Annotated in this window: 12 protein-coding genes; 2 read left to right on the plus strand and 10 right to left on the minus strand. The window is 74.9% G+C overall.

Annotated features, from left to right (window positions below):
• Positions 1 to 75: 75 nt before the first annotated feature.
• Entirely contained in the window at positions 76 to 960 is an 885-nt protein-coding gene (locus tag OIM89_RS02870) for an alpha/beta fold hydrolase (RefSeq protein WP_030694832.1), read from the minus strand.
• Between the two features lie 45 nt (positions 961 to 1005).
• On the opposite strand from OIM89_RS02870, the gene OIM89_RS02875 reads away from it, so the two are divergent.
• Both OIM89_RS02875 and OIM89_RS02880 read left to right on the plus strand, forming a co-directional pair.
• The gene (locus OIM89_RS02875) at positions 1006 to 1605 is read left to right on the plus strand and encodes a TetR/AcrR family transcriptional regulator (RefSeq protein WP_226964706.1); all 600 of its coding nucleotides are present in this window, start codon (positions 1006 to 1008) and stop codon (positions 1603 to 1605) included.
• 808 nt (positions 1606 to 2413) lie between these two features.
• Positions 2414 to 2770, plus strand: coding sequence for a VOC family protein (locus OIM89_RS02880; protein ID WP_003951918.1), 357 nt, complete (start codon positions 2414 to 2416; stop codon positions 2768 to 2770).
• A 7-nt stretch (positions 2771 to 2777) separates the two neighbouring features.
• On the opposite strand, the gene OIM89_RS02885 is transcribed toward OIM89_RS02880, so the two are convergent.
• The 9 genes from OIM89_RS02885 to OIM89_RS02925 form a co-directional block, all read right to left on the minus strand.
• Positions 2778 to 4832: a DUF5107 domain-containing protein gene (locus OIM89_RS02885; RefSeq protein WP_264490953.1), complete on the minus strand. Its 2055-nt coding sequence runs from the start codon at positions 4830 to 4832 to the stop codon at positions 2778 to 2780.
• Positions 4833 to 4883: 51 nt separating this feature from the next.
• The gene (locus tag OIM89_RS02890) at positions 4884 to 5486 is read right to left on the minus strand and encodes a GNAT family N-acetyltransferase (protein ID WP_217465869.1); all 603 of its coding nucleotides are present in this window, start codon (positions 5484 to 5486) and stop codon (positions 4884 to 4886) included.
• A 90-nt stretch (positions 5487 to 5576) separates the two neighbouring features.
• Positions 5577 to 6131: a YbaK/EbsC family protein gene (locus OIM89_RS02895; protein ID WP_264490954.1), complete on the minus strand. Its 555-nt coding sequence runs from the start codon at positions 6129 to 6131 to the stop codon at positions 5577 to 5579.
• A gap of 82 nt (positions 6132 to 6213) precedes the next feature.
• Positions 6214 to 8007: a CocE/NonD family hydrolase gene (locus tag OIM89_RS02900; RefSeq protein WP_175459038.1), complete on the minus strand. Its 1794-nt coding sequence runs from the start codon at positions 8005 to 8007 to the stop codon at positions 6214 to 6216.
• Between the two features lie 798 nt (positions 8008 to 8805).
• Positions 8806 to 9744 carry a S66 peptidase family protein gene (locus OIM89_RS02905; RefSeq protein WP_030694826.1) on the minus strand — a complete coding sequence of 313 codons (939 nt, stop codon included), beginning with the start codon at positions 9742 to 9744 and terminating at the stop codon, positions 8806 to 8808.
• Between the two features lie 77 nt (positions 9745 to 9821).
• Positions 9822 to 11801: a prolyl oligopeptidase family serine peptidase gene (locus OIM89_RS02910; RefSeq protein ID WP_030694825.1), complete on the minus strand. Its 1980-nt coding sequence runs from the start codon at positions 11799 to 11801 to the stop codon at positions 9822 to 9824.
• 66 nt (positions 11802 to 11867) lie between these two features.
• Entirely contained in the window at positions 11868 to 13220 is a 1353-nt protein-coding gene (locus OIM89_RS02915; protein ID WP_047468748.1) for a M20/M25/M40 family metallo-hydrolase, read from the minus strand.
• Positions 13213 to 14046: a M55 family metallopeptidase gene (locus tag OIM89_RS02920; protein WP_030694823.1), complete on the minus strand. Its 834-nt coding sequence runs from the start codon at positions 14044 to 14046 to the stop codon at positions 13213 to 13215. The genes OIM89_RS02915 and OIM89_RS02920 overlap by 8 nt, the downstream gene beginning before the upstream one ends.
• 129 nt (positions 14047 to 14175) lie before the next feature.
• A complete protein-coding gene (locus OIM89_RS02925; RefSeq protein ID WP_264490955.1) occupies positions 14176 to 16737 on the minus strand; it encodes an MFS transporter in 2562 nt (853 codons plus the stop codon).
• Position 16738 lies beyond the last annotated feature (1 nt).

Here is a 16738-nt window from a genome sequence, read left to right on the forward strand (position 1 = left end):
CTCACCACCGGCCGGGGCCGGAGCCGGGCACACACCGCCCGGCTCCGGCCCCGGCCGCGTGCGTGCCGCCACCCCCTACCGCCCGGCCGCCATCTTGAGGATGCGTTCGGCGACCAGGGCGGGCCGGTCCGTGGGCAGCGCGTGGCCCGCGCCGGGCACGATCTCCACCTCGGCGGTGTCCACCAGCGCGCCGACCCGGGCGGCCACCTCGCGCGCGTCGTGCAGGGCGCTGCGCTCACCGAGCAGGAAGAGCGCGGGCGCGGTCAGCCGGCCCAGTTCCTCGTCGGTCAGGGCCCGGGCGGCGGGCAGCGCGCGGCGGAACCCGACCCCGGCGCGACCCAGCCGCATCAGCTCCGTGTCCAGGATCGCGGTGTTGCCCACCAGCCCGGCCAGGCGCGGACGGAGGGCACGCGGCGCCAGGCCGGCCAGTCCGCCGGCGATCAGCCAGGCGTAGAAGCGCCGGCCGGGGTCGGCGAATCCGGCCGGGTCGAGGAGGGTCAGGGTGGCGGTCCGGCCGGGGTGGTGGATCTGGTGGTTCAGCGCCAGCCAGCCGCCGTAGGAGCAGCCGACCACGTGGGCCGCGCTCGCCTCCAGGCCGTCGAGCACCTCCTCCAGCCAGGCCGCGCCGTCCCGCCCGTCGGCGACCGGCGCGGTCTGCGTGCTCGCTCCGGCCTCGCCGATCGTGTCGACGGCGATCACCGTGCGGTGGGCGGCCAGCGCCTCGACGTACCCGTGCCACATCAGGGAGTTGCCGCCCGCGCCGGGCAGCAGGACGATCGGCTCGGCGCTCGCCGGGCCCACACGCAGGACCCGGGTGGTGCCGAAGGAGGTGGACACGTCGACGGCGGTGCGCGGACCGGGCCAGACCTGGTCGAGGACGTACGCGTGAACCGCGCGGTACCGCTCTGCCGCCTTGTCGCTCTTGAACTCGCCCATGCTCATGGTACAGATGTACCACAACCTTGGTACACCTGTACCACAACCGGAAGGGGAGGGGGCGGCGTCATGCCGGTCGACCACGAGGAACGCAGGAAGCAGATCGCCGAGGCACTGCTGCGCATCGCCGACACCGAGGGACTCCAGTCGGCGAGCATGCGGGCGGTCGCCGCCGAGGCGGGAGTCTCCCTGCGGCTGGTGCAGTACTACTTCACGACCAAGCAGGCCCTGCTGCTGGACGCGCTGGCCCGCCTCGGCACCCAGCTCCAGGCACGGATGGACCGGTTCGTCCGGGCGGCCGGCACCCCGCCAACACCGCGCTCCACCGTGACGGCGATCCTGACCAGCATCCTGCCGACCGACGCCGAGAGCCGCCGCATCACCCGCACCTACGCGGCCTACTACACGCTGGTCCTGGGCGATCCGGCACTGGAGAAGCAGGCAACGGCCCAGCCCGACCTGCTGGAGGGGTTCCTCGCCCGGCAGATCGGCACGGCCCAGCAGGCAGGGGAGGTCGCCCCGGAGCGGGACCCGGTGATGACGGCGGCCGGGCTGCTCGCCATGGTCAACGGGCTGGGCTCCGGCGTGCTGGGCGGACAGCGCACCGGGGACGCGGCGCTCGCCGTCCTCACCCACCACCTGGACGAGTTGTTCGGGGGGCCTCGATGACGCCGTCCAGGATGGTGCGCGAGGAGAGCAGGTCGTCGATGGCCCGGGGGATCCGCTCACGCTCGTGCCGGAGCCCGGCGACCAGGTCGGCACCAGTTGCTCGCCCTCCTCGCGGACGCACGGCAGGACGCGGGCGATGGTCGCGGTGGTGAGCCCGGCGGTGAGCAGCGTGCGGACGCGCCGCACGGTCTCGACGTCCTGCCGTGCGGACGGACGTGCACACCGGCCTCGGTACCTGGGCCCAACCGGCCGCCCTGCCGGAGCGGCCGCGCTACGCCCCCGCCCCGGCGGGCGTCCGCTGGTGACCGGGGCCGCCGCAGCCGTGGGCGGGCTCGCCGTACAACCGGCCCGGCGGGCGGGGATGGCGGAGGACGGGCTGGTCTCCCGTTCCGGACACGTGAAGGTGGCGCAGGAGCTGGGGGCCGCGACCGTGGCGTACGACCCGGCGTCGCTGCCCTGGGGGCGCCTACGACGCCGTACTCGACGCCGCCTGGGCCGACCTCTCCACCGGCCTCACCGAGGACGGCCGCTACGTCTCGGTGGCCGGCACCCCGCTCCCCGAGGTGCCGAACGCGGCCAAGAGCTGCGTCCACGAGAGACGGTCTCGCGACGAGACGCCACGTCACGGCTCATCGCCGGAGAAGGCCGTTCCCCTGAAGGGAGTTGAGGCTCCGGCAGGGACCTGACGCTACGGACGTGGCGTGCCATCATGAGGGCGTCGCGCGGGCTTCGGATCTTCCTCCGCCCGGTGTCGTGCGGCGAGGTCAACCGCGAGCGTGCGGGCCGGAGCGTCTGGAATGGGTGAAGCGTGGAAATCCTGGGGACCACACTGCGGATCTGCGTCGAGGATCTGGAGGCCGCGGTGCCGTTCTACGAGCGGCTGGCGGGCAGCCGGGCGATGCGGCACCAGCAGGGCGGCGTCTCCGTCGCCGCCGTCGGCTGCTTCCTGCTGATGAGCGGGCCCAAGGCCGACCTGGACGTGCTGCGGAAGGTCGCCGCGACCATCGCCGTGGCCGACGTGGAGCAGACCGGGCAGGTCCTCGCCGCCTCCGGTGCCGCCGTGATCGCCGGCCCGGTGGCGACACCGGCCGGGCGCACGCTGGTCGCGATGCACCCGGACGGCTCGGTCTTCGAGTACGCCGACCGGCTCGGCGCCTCCGCCTGACGCCTCCTCAGCCGTCCTGCCCGGCGGGCCGCATCCGGAAGTCGTAGGCGGCGGGCAGGGGTGCGTCGCTGAGCCGGGCCCAGGTCTCGCTCAGCACCTCGTCGCCCTCGCGCAGGTCGGCCACCTCGAACCCGCCGGTGAAGACGGCGAGCGCGGCCTCGCGCTCCCCCTCGGCCAGCAGCAACTGGGCCTCCAGGAGCCGGAATCGGCCCCGGGCGCGCGTCGCCGGGTGCAGCCGCCCGTACGCCTCGCGGGCCGCCCCCGCCCGGTCCGCCGCGAGCAGCGCCGGGACGGCCTCCCGGACCAGGGCCGCGACCAGCGGCGAGGGTTCGTCGTCCGGGTCCTCTCCGGCGGGGGTGCCGCGCCGCGCCAGGGCGTCGGCCAGCGCCTCGGCGTACCGTTCGGCAGCGCGTACGGGATGGCGTGCGGCGGTGTCGGCGACGGCGAGGGCGCGCAGGGCGGGCCAGCGTGCGGTGTCCGCCGCTCCGGTGGCGGTCAGGGCCCGTTCCCAGCTGCGGACGGCCTGGGCGAGGTCGCCCGCGTGCCACTGGGCGACGCCGAGGTGGTACTCGGTGAGCGGGTCGGGCGGGGCGGTCTCCAGCAGGTCGCGCCAGGCCGGGGAGACCAGGGTCGGGCCGGGGTCCTGGTCCGGCCCGGGGGCCTCGGCGGGCAGCGCGCCGGTGTCCAGCAGGGCGGCCCACGGGCGCTGTTCGGGGCCCGGCGCGTCGTCGAAGGGGGTACCGGGCAGGTCGAGCGCGGCGCGGCGGACCTCCAGGGCGCCCCAGGCGGAGCCGGTGGCGAGGCGCTCGCCGGGCGGTGCGTCGGCGACGGCGCGCCAGGCGTCGCGGGCGGCGGCCAGTTCCTCCGGCGGCAGGGCACGGTCCAGGGCGGCGCCCGCCTCGGTGGTCGCGGCGGCCCAGTCCGGGCCGTGGGCGGCGCCGGGGTCGACGTGGAGCGGCCCGTACGCCTCCAGCCAGGCGGTCTCGGCGCCGGCGGGGAGCGGGACGTGTTCCAGCTGGGTGCGGGCGAGGCCCGCCTGGATCTCGGCGTAGCCGCCGGTGCCGGGCTCGGTCAGCCACTCCTGCCAGCGGCGGCCACCGGGGCCGGAGCCCCAGACGAAGAGTTTGCGGCCGGGGAGTTCGCCGGTGGAGGTCTGGACGAGGCCGTGTCCGTCGCCGCTCAGGGCGGCGATCCAGGGACGGGCGGTGGGGTCGCGGGGTTCGTGGAAGTAGTCGGCCGGGTGGGGGGAGTGGGCGGGGTGGCTGCGGTCGGCGCCGTCGTGGTGCGGGAACGGGACGCGGCGCAGGCGGCGTTCGTAGCCGAAGTGCCAGGCGGTGTCGGCCGGGGTGAGGACGCGGTGTTCCTCGGGGACCGCGGTGTTGGACCACCAGTAGAGCGGGGCGGTGGTGAGGTGCGGGTTGCGGATACGGACGCCGACGAGGAGGAAGTCGGAGTCCTCCGGGAGCCAGAGGTCGACCTGGAAGGGCAGGTCCCGCAGCCGCTCCCACTCCCAGAGGCGGAGCATCTCGCCTCCGTCGGGGGCGGGGACGCGGGCGGCGTGCAGCGGGGCGCAGGAGAGGGTGGTGTGGCCGGTGGCTCCGATGTTCCACTCGATGCCGCCGGAGTACCAGGCTCCGTTGAGGGCGAAGTCGGCGGGCTGGAACACCGGGTTGCGGTAGAGCAGTTCACGGCCGGTCGGCTTGTGGAACAGGGAGTGGACGCGTCCGCCGAGGCCGGGCAGGACGGTGGCGCGCAACCGGCTGTTCTCCAGGACGAGGGTGGGCAGGGCGGTGGGGACACGGCGGCGTTCGTAGCCGTCGAGGACGCGGGTGGGAAGGAGTGAGGTCAGCGGGGCGCAGGCGAGTCCGCGCGCCATGTCCGGCGGGAGCCCGGGGACGGTCGCCGGGTCGACGGTGTGGGTCTCGTCGAGCGGGCGCAAAGGGGCCAGTGGGTTGACCGCCCCCAGGGGTGCGGCGGGCAGGGTCAGCCGGTCGTGCCGGATCGTGGTCGCCAAGGCGTAACTCCCCTCACCGGGGCGCTCCTTCGCGCCCCTCGCCGCCATGGAACCCCCTGACCGGGTGCCGGGGCCAGGGGGCGTCTGCGGCGGAGTGGGTCAGCCGGCGGCCTCGCGCATCTCCTGGGTGAGGGCCCAGCGTTCGTGGTCGCGCCAGGCCCCGTCGATGAGGAGGAAGTCGGGCGAGAACCCTTCCAGGCGGAAGCCGGCGCGGCGGGCGAGGGCGATCGAGGGGGCGTTGCCGGGCTGGACGTTGATCTCCAGCCGGTGCAGCCCGAGGGTGTCCATGGTGTGGGCGACGACCAGCCCGAGGGCCTCGGTCATCAGGCCGCGCCCCTCGCACCCCGCGAAGGCTCCGTAGCCGAGGGCGCCGCAGCGGAAGGCGCCGCCGACGATGTTGTTGACGGCGACGTAGCCGGCGAGGGCGCCGGTGGCCCGTTCGTGGACGAGGTAGCCGGCCCGGTCCTCGTCGCCGATCAGGCGGCCGGCCCAGACGGCGTAGGCGCGGGCGTCGGCGGGCGGGAAGAGCCAGGGCCGGTGCAGCTCGCGGCTTTCCCGGGCGCGGGCGGTGAACTCCGGCCCGTCGGCGAGGGTGAGGGGCCGCAGCGTGGTGCGCTCGCCCTCGGCGACGGGTGCGGGGGCCGGGCGGCGGGCGCCGCTGTGGTCCGCGGGGCCGCCCTCGGTGACGGTGTCTCTGTTCATGCGAAGTCGTTCACTCCTGCCGTACGTCTTTCGTGCCTCCCGTCAGCATCACGGAGGCGGGCCGCTCCCGCACCACGGGGAGCGGGGGTCTCAGGGGGCCAGGCCCAGTCCCGGGACGATCTCGGCGTACGGGAGGGCGGCCACCTCCCTGCCGGGCAGGATCAGCTTGCCCCGGCGGGCGCCGCTGCCGACCAGGACCCAGGGGGCGTCGGCCACGGCCGGGTCGACCAGCAACGGCCAGCCGGCGGGCAGGCCGACCGGCGTGATCCCGCCGTACTCCATGCCGGTCTCGCCGGTGGCGAACTCGCGGGGCGCGAACGACGCCTTGCGGCTGCCGAGGTGCTTGCGGACGGCGCCGTTGACGTCGACCCGGTGGCGGGAGAGGACCAGGCAGGCGGCGGGGGTGGTGTCGGCGCCGCGCTTGCCGAGGACGATCACGCAGTTGGCGGACGCCTCCATGAGGTCCTCGCCGTGGTGCGCGACGAAGGCGGTGGTGTCGGCGATGGCCGGGTCGGTGTCGACATGGATCAGTTCCGCGGTCCCGGGCCCGCCCTCCTTGACGGCCTCGGCCACGGGGGCGGGCAGCAGGTCCAGGCGGTCGGCGGCGGGGAGGGCGTTGTCGAAGGAGCCGAGGGGTGCGCGCATGCGCGGCACCGTAACAGGGGTCCGCTCCCCCGCTCCCGCTGCCCCGGGCGGCGGCCGGGGCGGCGGGGAGCGGGCGGTCCGGTCAGTCCTGGGCGAGCGGCAGGGTGAGGGTGCCGGAGTCGCCCGGGGCGTGGGTGACGGTCACCGGCTTGACGCCCCGGTTGCCGGAGTACGCGCCGTCGCTGGCGGCCACGGTCAGGCGCAGCCGGTGCCCGGCCTCGTAGCGGTGGACGATGCCCGGGAGGGTGACGGTGAAGGGCTGGGTGGCGTCGGCGACGCGGGCAGGGGCGGTGAGCCGGTGGACCAGGGTCTTCGTGCCGTCGGGGGCGACGTCGTAGAGCTTGGCGAAGAGGACGAGCTGGTCGGCGGCGTCGCCGGAGTCCTGGTTCTTCTCGGCGCGCGGGGAGACCACCTTCAGGCGGAGCTGCGGGGCGCCGACCACGTCGAGGGGCGTGTCGAGCGGGGCGGTGGTCCAGTCGAGGGCGGTGCCCTTGAGGTCGTGCGGCTTGGGGTCGGGCAGACCGATCACCCCGGCGAGGGAGGATTCGGAGTGACTGGTGGGGATGAGCCAGTTGCGGTACTCGCGACTGCCGCGCACCACCTGGTCCGGCTGGTCGACGAGGGCGCCGTCGCCGGAGAGGTGCAGGGCGCGGGAGGGGGCGGGCGGCGCGTCGGCGGTGGCGTACGCCTGGCCCGCGGGGGCCCAGTCGCGGTAGTAGGCGAAGGCCGGGCCGGTGTCGGTCTCCTTGTCCAGGAGGTACTTGTCGAACCAGGCGGCGATGCGGCTGCCGGTGTAGCTGGACTCCAGGTCCGGGTCGGAGAGGTCGAGTTCGCCGGAGGCCGGGTCGGTCATGCCGCCGCTGTGGCCCCAGGACTGCCAGATCATGGCGGTGTCGACGCCCTGCGCCTTGAGCGTCTCGTAGGTGGCGGTGGCCTCGTTGAGGTTGAAGAGGGTGTCGGCCTGGCCCTGGACGAGCAGGGTGGGGGTCCTGACCCGGTCGAGGTAGGAGACCGGGGAGACGCTGCGGGCGTAGCCGAGGACCCTGTCCGCCTTCTCCTTCGGCAGCTTGCCGGAGTCCAGGACGCGCTTGGTGTCGCAGGCGGCGGCGACGAAGTGCAGGCAGCCCCCGCCGCCGATGCGGGACGGGTCGAGGCTGGGGTTGAGCAGCCCCTGCGCCTCCCCGATGAGGAAGAAGCCGCCGGTCCACTGCTTCTTGTAGACGCCCGGAGTGTCGGAGGAGACACCCTGGTGCTGTTCGGCGTTGTTGGGGTTGAGGGAGTACGAGAGGTCGTTCCAGGTGATCATCGGGACGAGGGCGTCGACGCGGTCGTCCTCGGCGGCGGTGGCGAGCTGGATGGAGCCGCCGTAGGAGCCGCCGATCATCCCCACGCGCGGGTCGCCCTCGGCGTCGAGGGTGACGAGGTCGAGGCGGGTGCCGTCGTCGGCGGCTCTGGTTCCGGCGAGGAAGTCGATGAGCGCGGAGGCGGCGCGACCGTCCACGGCCGGGTCGTTGAGCGAGATCGGGCAGCCGCTCCGGCCGAAGCCCAGCCCCGAGTAGGCGAGCGAGACCAGGCCGCGCGCGGCGAAGGTCCGGGCGGTGGCGGCGGTCGAGCCGTCGGCCTTGTCGCCGCCGAAGCCGTTGGTGGTGAGGACCGCGGGGGCCCGGTTCCCCGCGTCGACGCCCGCCGGTACGTACAGGTCGGCATCGACCGCACACCGCTTGCCGCCCACGTCCACGGTGAACTTCAGCGCGGTGACGGCCGGTTCGGCCACCGCGTCGGCGTGCGCCGCACCGGCGGGCGCGAGCGCGGCGGCGAGAGCGAGACCGAGGGCGGCCGCCAGCGGCGGGCGGAAACGGGACGGGGCACGGGTCACGGGGGCCTCCACACTGAGACGGACTTACCCGCGGGTAAACACGGGCAGCGCTCATCGTGTGGCCCAGCTCACTGTCGGGTCAACGGACGCGACCGGGGTTTGTTCCGGGAGGTTCGGTGAAGGCGCGCGCGGGCGTGCGCCGTCCGCTCCCCCCATGCGGCGGGACCGGGCGCCCGGAAATCGCTCGTTCCGGCCGGCAGGGGCTCGTACGGTCGCGGACGGTGACCGAGACGCCCGAGCTTCTGCCGGCTCCCGGACCGGGAACCCGTGGACGCCGTCGTGGCGGCCAGGCTGATCGCCGCCCAGTTCCCGCGATGGTCCCGCCTTGAGATCCGGCCGGTCGACGGGCAGGGGTGGGACAACTGCGCCTTTCGCCTCGGTGACGAGATGCTGGGCACGGCTGCCGACGGCCCAGGAGTACGCGCCGGCGGTCGAGAAGGAACACCGGTGGCTGCCGGCACTCGCCCCCGCGTTGCCGCCGGCCCCTCCGGTCCCGCCGGCCAGAGGCGTCCTGGACGCCGCCGTCGTCGAGGACGAGACGGCGCTCGGGGCCATGCCGACCGGGAAGAGCCGGGCCGCGTTCCGCGACCGGCCGGAGGTGGACGAGGCGATCTGGCAGGGCGGTCATGGGCGCTCAGGAAGGCCCTGGGCGTCTGCGCCGGGGCGGTACGCGGAGGCGGCGGCGTTCCGGCGGACGCCTCGTTCCTTCTTGAGGATGTCCTCGCCGCTCACTGGCGCTGTAGCCCTGCACGAGCCTCGGTCCACCCGGCCCCGCGGGGGCTCCCCTCGCCCCGCTCCTCAGACCAACGCCGGCACATCCAACGTCAACGTCCCTGCCTCGGCGTCCAGTTCGCCCCCCACCCCGAACGGCATGGTCAGCGCCCCCTCCCCGTGCCCGAAGCCGAACTCCTCGGCCACCGGCACCCCGAGCGGCGCGAGCCGGTCACGCAGCACGGCCCGCACCTCCTCGTACGGGCCGCACTCCTCCCAGGAGCCGAGGGCGACGGCGCTCACCCCGTCGAGCCAGCGGGCGCGCAGCAGTTGGGTGAGGATGCGGTCGAGGCGGTACGCCTCCTCGCCGATGTCCTCGATGAGGAGCAGGCCGCCGGTGGCCGAGGGGCGGGTGTGAGCCACGCCCAGTTCGGCGGCGAGCAGGCTGACGCAGCCGCCGAGGGTGACGCCCCGGGCGCGGCCGGGGACCAGGACGCGGCCGGTGGCGGAGGTCAGCACGCGGACCGACTCGGGGTCGAAGAGGGTGGCTCGCAGGTGCTCCCGGGCGGCCTCGTTCTTGAGGAAACCGGCGGTCGCGGCCATGGGGGCGTGCAGCGTCGCCACGCCGAGGCGGACCGCGAACTGCTCGTGCAGGGCGGTGATGTCGCTGTAGCCGACGAATGGCTTGGGGTGTGCGGCGCGCATCGCCTCCCAGTCCAGCAGCCCCGTCATCCGCTGGCAGCCGTAGCCGCCCCGGGCGCAGAACACCGCGTCGACCGAGGGGTCGCACCAGGCGTTCTGGAGGTCGGCGGCCCGGTCGGCGTCCTCGCCCGCGAGGTAGGGGAAGGCGGGGTGGCGGTCGAGCACGTGCGGGGCGACCACGGGGTCCAGGCCCCAGCCGCGCAGCAGGTCGAGGCCCGATTCCAGCGACTCCTCGGGCACCGGCCCGGCGGGGGCGACCACGGCGACCCGGGCGCCGGGGGCGAGCCGGGCGGGGCGGGTGAGCGGGCTCAGGGAGTACGGCAAGGGGGACGCTCCGGTGCGGTGTCAGGGGGAAGGGCCGCCACCCGGCGAGGGGTGGCGGCCCGGGACGTACGGGTGGCTCAGTTCCGGAACTCCAGCTCCGGCACCTCGGCGGCGAACCCGAACACCTTCGCGTACAGAGCGAGTTCGGCCTCCATCGCGGCGATCATGGTGTCGGCGCGGCGGAAGCCGTGGCCCTCGCCCTCGAAGGCGAGGTAGGCGTGCGGGACGCCGCGTCCGGCCATCCGCTCCAGGAGCCGCCCGCTCTGCTCGGGCGGGCAGATGGGGTCGTCCAGTCCCTGGAGGAGGAGGAAGGGGGCGCTGATCCGGTCCGCGCGCTCGGTCGGGGAGCGCTCGGCGTACCGCTCGGGGACCTCCGCGAACGGGCCGATCAGCGACTCCAGGTACTGGGACTCCATGTCGTGGGTGCCGCCGGTGGCCCAGCCGGCCAGGTCGAGCACCGGGTAGATGACGGTGGCGCAGGCGTAGACGTCGGTCCCGGCGAGCGAGGCGGCCGCCGTCCAGCCGCCCGCACTGCCGCCCCGGACGGCGAGGCGGCCGGGGTCGGCGGTGCCCTCGGCGGCCAGCGCGGCGGCGACCGCCGCGCAGTCCTCCACGTCGACCAGGCCCCACTGCCCGCGCAGGCGGTTGCGGTAGGCGCGGCCGTAGCCGGTGGAGCCGCCGTAGTTGACCGCCACGACGCCGATGCCGCGCGAGGTGAGGTAGGCGATGTCCAGGGAGAGATCGGCGGTCGCCTGCCCGGTGGGCCCGCCGTGTGCCCGGACGACGTACGGCGGGAGTTCGCCCTCGGGACCGTGCCGCTCGGGGTGGCGCGGCGGGAAGACGACGGCGTGGATCTCGCGGCCGCCGGGGCCGGTGAAAACCCGCTCCTCGGGGTGCGGGAGGTAGGCCGGGTCGACCGCGTCGGTGTGGCGGGCGGCGACGGCCCTGGCCCGGCCGGTGACGGTGTCCAGCTCGACGATCTCGGCGGCGCTGAGGGGCCCGGCGGCGACCCCGGTGACGCGGCTGCCGCGCACGTCGAGACAGGCGGTCCAGGTGGTCCACGGTCCGGCGGCGTCGCAGATCTCCCCGGCGTCCGGGTCGAGGATGCCCAGGCGGGTGGAGCCCCGGCCGTGCACGACGGCGATCAGGCCGTTCTCCATGGGCGCGAACCACCGCGACCCGATCCGCCACAGCGGCCCGCCGAACTCCTCCTCGCGCGGGCAGAGCGGCTTGGCCTCGCCGGTGGCGGGGTCGACGCGGTGCAGGTTCCACCAGCCGGAGCGGTCGGTGGCGGCGATCAGGGAGCCGTCGGGGGCCCATTCGGCCTGGCAGACGGACTCCTCGGGCCCGCCGATGAGGGTCCGCACGCCGGTGAACGGGCCACTGGCCGTCACCTCGGCGATCTTCAGCTCGGTGCCGTCCCACGGCATGCGCGGGTGGTCCCAGGCGATCCAGACGGCGCGCTGCCCGTCCGGGGAGAGCTTGGGTCCGGTGACGAACCGGTGCCGGTCGGTGTCGAGTTCGCGGACGGCGTCGCGGTTCTCGGCGGCGCTGCCGTCGAGCGGTACGGCGGCCGGGACGCGCCGCACGTCGGTGGGGCCCTCGCCAATGAACTCCTCCAGGACGCACCAGACTTCGCCGGTGGCCGCGTGCACCACCGGGTCGACCCAGCGCAGCCCGCCGCCGACGCCGGAGAGCGGGGTGAGCGGGCGCGGCTCGGCGCCGGGCCGGTCCGGCTCGTAGGCGTAGAGCCGCTGGTCGGCGAAGTGGACGAAGACGACGAGGGGCCCGTCGGGGCCCGGCGCGCCGGCCCAGGGCTGCCCGCCGTACTCGACGACGCGGCTGCGGACGTTCCACGGGGCCGGGAGTACGGACTCCTCGGTGCCGTCGGGGCGGCGGCGCACCAGGGTGCGGCGGCCGCCCTCGGCGGGCCGGGGCGCGGTCCACCACAGGTCGTCGCCGAGGTGGGCGACGGATTCGGGCCGGCCGTCGTGGGCGGCGGTGAGGCGGGCGTCGATGGGCGAAGGCCAGGCACCGTACGGCGCGGGCGTGCTCATGAAGTCTTCCAACTCCTCGTTGGGCGGCGGCAGCCCGCCCCGCGCCGTCGCGGGGCGGGCCCGGGGTCAGGCGCTGCGCAGGAACCGGTCGAGTACGCGGACACCGAAGTGCAGGGCCTCGACGGGCACGCGCTCGTCCACACCGTGGAAGAGCGCCTGGTAGTCGAAGCCGGGCGGCAGCTTCAGCGGGGAGAAGCCGTAGCCGGCGATGCCGAGGCGGGAGAACTGCTTGGCGTCGGTGCCGCCGGACATGCAGTACGGCACGGCGCGGGCGCCGGGGGCGAACTCCTCGACGGCCTCGCGCATCAGGGCGAAGGTCGGCGAGTCCACCGGCGCGGTCAGCGCCGTCTCGCGGTGGTGGAACCGCCACTCCACGTCGGGCCCGGTCAGCTCGTCCAGGGTGGCCCGGAACTCGTCCTCGCCGCCCGGCACGAACCGCCCGTCGATCATGGCGGTGGCCTCGCCGGGGATGACGTTGACCTTGTAACCGGCGTTCAGCATCGTCGGGTTGGAGCTGTTGCGGACGGTCGCCTCGACCAGGGAGGCGGCCGGGCCGAGCTTGGCGAGCAGCACGTCGACGTCGAAGCCCTCGGCGCCGGGGTCGACATCGATGCCGTAGAGGGCGGCGAGTTCGGTGAGGGCCGCCTGGACCGTCGGGGAGAGGCGGACCGGCCACTCGTGGGCGCCGATGCGGGCGACGGCGGCGGCGAGGCGGGTGACGGCGTTGGAGCGGTTGACCTTGGAACCGTGCCCGGCGCGGCCGCGCGCGGTCAGCTCCAGCCAGCCGGTGCCGCGTTCGCCGGCCGCGATGGGGTAGATCTCGCGGCCGGAACCATCGTGGAAGGTGAAGGCGCCGGACTCGCTGATGCCCTCGGTACAGCCCTCGAAGAGCGCGGCGTGCCGGTCGGCGAGGAAGTCCGAGCCGTCCTCGGCGCTGGCCTCCTCGTCGGCGGTGAAGGCGATGACGAGGTCGCGGCGGGGGCGGACGCCGGTGCGGGCCCAGGAGCGGGCCAGCGCGAGGATCATCGCGTCCATGTTCTTCATGTCGACGGCGCCGCGTCCCCAGACGACGCCGTCCTCGACCTCGCCGGAGAAGGGGTGTTTCGTCCAGTCTTCGGCCTGCGCGGGCACGACGTCGAGGTGGCCGTGGACCAGGAGGGCGTCGGCGCTGGGGTCGCTGCCGGCGATGCGGGCCACGACGTTGCCCCGGCCGGGGGTGCGCTCCAGGATCACCGGGTCGAGTCCGGCACCGGCCAGCCGCTCGGCGGCGTACTCGGCGGCGGGGCGTTCGCGGCAGTCGCCGCCGCCCCGGTTGGTGGTGTCGATGCGGATCAGCTCGGAGGTGTAGGTGACCACCTCCTCCAGGGCTGCGGCGTCGACGCCGGTGAGGGTGGTCGTGGGGGCGGGCTGGTCAGCCATAGGTCTCCTCCACGGCGTTCTGGGCGACCGTGGTGACGGCCTTGAACGTCCGGATGGCTTCGTACATGGTCTCGCTGGTGTAGCTGGCGCGGAGGTCCCCTGTCAGGGCGACACCCGGGACGACGGTGACGGCTGCCGCCAGGTGGGCGGCGTCGAACTCCAGGTCGACGGTGTGCGGCCCGGCCTGCACCGGCTCGTGGCGGACGGCGAGGCGGGTGGCGTCGCGGGCGGCGGTGCGGATGTCGGCGGCGGTCCGCTCGGGGGTGCGGCAGACGGCCGCGTACCGCGAGACGTGGTCCTTGACCGCGACCCGCTCGGCCTCGGGCGCGTACCCCCGGGAGTCCTCGCAGGCCACGTCGTCGCCGGTGACCAGGACGACGGGCACCCCGTACTCGGCGACGACGTGCGCGTTGAGCAGGCCCTCGCTGGCCCGGACGCCGTCGAGCCAGACGCCGGTGAGGGAGTTGGCGAGGTAGGTGTGGGCGAGGACGCCCGGCATGCCGGCGCCCGCGTGGTAGCCGAGGAAGGCGATGCCGTCGACGTCGCCGTGCTGGACGCCCTCCACCATGCTGAGGCTCTTGTGGCGGCCGGTGAGCATCTGGGCGCGCGGGTCGAGGCGTTCCAGGAAGAGGTTGCGCATCGTCCAGTGCGCCTCGTTGATCAGCACCTCGTCGGCGCCCCCGTCGAAGAAGCCGAGGACGGCGGCCTGGACGTCGGAGGTGAACATCGACCGGCACCGCTCCCACTGGGCGTGCCCCGGCAGCACGTCGTGCGGCCAGGTCACCCCCGTGGCGCCCTCCATGTCCGCGCTGATCAGGATCTTCACACCCGCTCCGTTCGGCTACGGGGGCGGATCTTGTTCCGCCCGGCGGGGTCACCGTACGCCTTGGCGGGGTCGGCGGGTAGGGGGATTCAGCCGGGGCGCGGGCGCCCCGGCCGGTGCCGCCCGGGTGGCTCAGTCCTCGTGGCCGAGGAGCAGGTCGCGCTCGGTGCGGCCGCCGCCCGCCACCTGGAGGACGGTGGCGACCGGTGGGTAGCCGGAGGCGATGACGGTGTACTCGCCCGAGGAGAGGTCGACGAAGCGGAAGGTGCCGTCGGCGGCGGTGGTCTGGGAGTCGACGACGTTCCCCCCGGCGTCGAGCAGGGTGACACGGGCGTCCTCGACGGGCCGCCCGCCGCCCGCGCGGACGGTGCCGCGCAGCACCGCTCCCCCGGCCAGCTCCACGTCCTGCCGGGTCTCGCGGGACGCCTGGACGCTCACCGGCAGGGCGGTCGGGCGGTAGGCATGGGCACTGGCGGCGAGCGTGTACTCCCCGGCGACCAGCTCGGAGATGACGTACCCGCCCTCGCGGCCGCTGCGGGTGGAGGCGACGACCTCGCCGCGTACGTCGGTCAGGGTGACCGTGGCGTCGCGGACGGGCAGGCCGTCGGCGGTGAGGACGGAACCGGCGAGGCGTCCGGCGCCGCCGAGGACCACGTCCAGCTCGACCGGCCGCTCGCCGACGGTGACGGTGACGGCCTGCGGCTGGTGCCCGCCGGCCGCCGCGATCAGCACGAAACTGCCGCTGCCCGGGGTGGCGAGCGCGTACCGCCCGTCGCCGTCGCTGGCGCCCCGCCCGATCTGGCGGCCGGTCACGTCGATGAGGGTGAGGGCGGCGCGCGGCACCGCGGTGCCGTCGGAGTGCTGGACGCTGCCGCAGACCGCGACCCCGGCGGTGTGCCCGGTCCGGGCGGCGGGCAGCTGCGGTACGGGCGGGACGGCGGCCTCGGGCGCGGGTGCGGCGTGCGGTTCGGCGGCGGGGACGGAGGCGGGCCGGGACGCGGCGTGGGACACGAGGGGGGTCTCCTTGAGGAAGAAGGCGAGCAGCAGGCCCAGGAGGAGGACCGGCACGAGGTAGAGGAAGATCCGGGGCATGGCGTCGGCGTACGCCTGGATGTACGGGTCGCGCAGGGCGGCCGGCATCGCGTGCACCGCCTGCGGGGTGATCGCCTCGGCGTCGACGGTCCCGGTGGGCGCCCCGGCGGGCAGCCGGTCGGCTAGGGCGTCGGTGAGGCGCTGGGCGAAGAGGGTGCCGAACACGGCGGCGCCGACGCTGCCGCCGATCTGCCGGAAGTAGTTGTTGGCGCTGGTGGCGGTGCCCAGGTCGGAGGGGCGGACGCTGTTCTGCACGGCGAGCACCAGCACCGGCATGATCAGGCCGATCCCGGCGCCGAGCACCGCCATCCAGATGCTGTAGTGCAGCCGGGAGGTGCCGGTCTCCAGCAGGGAGAGCAGCCACATGCCGAGCGCGGCGAGGACCCCGCCCGCGATCGGGTACGGGCGGTAGCGCCCGGTCTTGCTGATGAGCTGGCCGGAGAGGATCGAGGCGCCGACCACGCCGCCCATCATGGGGAGCATCAGCAGGCCGGACTCGGTGGCGCTGGCGCCGTCGACCATCTGGAGGAAGGTCGGCAGGTAGCTGGCGGCGCCGAACAGGGCGATGCCGACCACCGCCCCGATCAGGCCGGTGAGGTTGAAGATCGACTCGCGGAACAGCCGCAGCGGGATGAGGGGTTCGGCCGCGTACCGCTCGGCGACGAGGAAGAGCACGGTCGAGAGGACGGCTCCGGCGGCGAGCGCGAGGATGGCCCCCGACCCCCAGGCGTACTCGGTCCCGCCCCAGCTGGTCAGCAGCACCAGGCAGGTGGAGGCGGTGGCCAGCAGCAGGATGCCGAGCACGTCGAGGCGGCCGCGGGTGGCGGGCTTGGGGAGCTTGGGGACGACGGCGACCACGGCGAGGGTGACCAGGCCGAAGGGGACGTTGAAGTAGAAGCACCAGCGCCACGACATGTGGTCGGTGAAGAAGCCGCCGAGCAGCGGCCCGGCGACCGAGGCGAGGCCGAAGGCGGCGCCGATCAGCCCCATGTAGCGGGCCCGCTCCCTGGGCGGCACGATGTCGGCGATGATCGCCTGCACGCCGATCATGAGGCCGCCCGCGCCGAGCCCCTGGAGGGCGCGGAAGGCGATGAGTTCGTCCATCGAACGGGACCAGCCCGCGAGCCCCGACCCCACGATGAAGACGACGATGGCGAACTGGAAGACGCCCTTGCGGCCGAAGAGGTCGCCGAGCTTGCCGTAGACCGGCAGCGAGATGGTCGAGGTGAGCAGGTAGGCGGTGATGGCCCAGGACATCTTGTCGAGACCGTGCAGCTCGCCGACGATCTTCGGCAGCGCGGTGGCCACGATCATCTGCTCCAGCGCGGCGAGGAGCAGCGCGAGCATCAGCCCGATGAAGACCATCCGCACCTGGCGGGGGCTGAGCCCCGCGTCACCGGTGGCGGGGGCGGCCGAACCACCGTCGCCGCCGTCGTCACCGTGGCCCTCGCCGGGCGGAAACGCTTCGCCGGCCGCCAGGGGCAGGGTGGGCGCGTCGTCGGCGGTGTACGCCCCCTCGGGCTTCGGGGCGCCGGAGGGCGCGGGGGGCCCGGAGGGTTCCTCCTCCGAGGCCGTCCTGTGCTCCAGCGTCGTCCCGCCCACG

Source organism: Streptomyces sp. BI87 (assembly GCF_025957665.1).
In the GTDB taxonomy this organism is placed as follows: Bacteria; Actinomycetota; Actinomycetes; order Streptomycetales; family Streptomycetaceae; genus Streptomyces; species Streptomyces albidoflavus.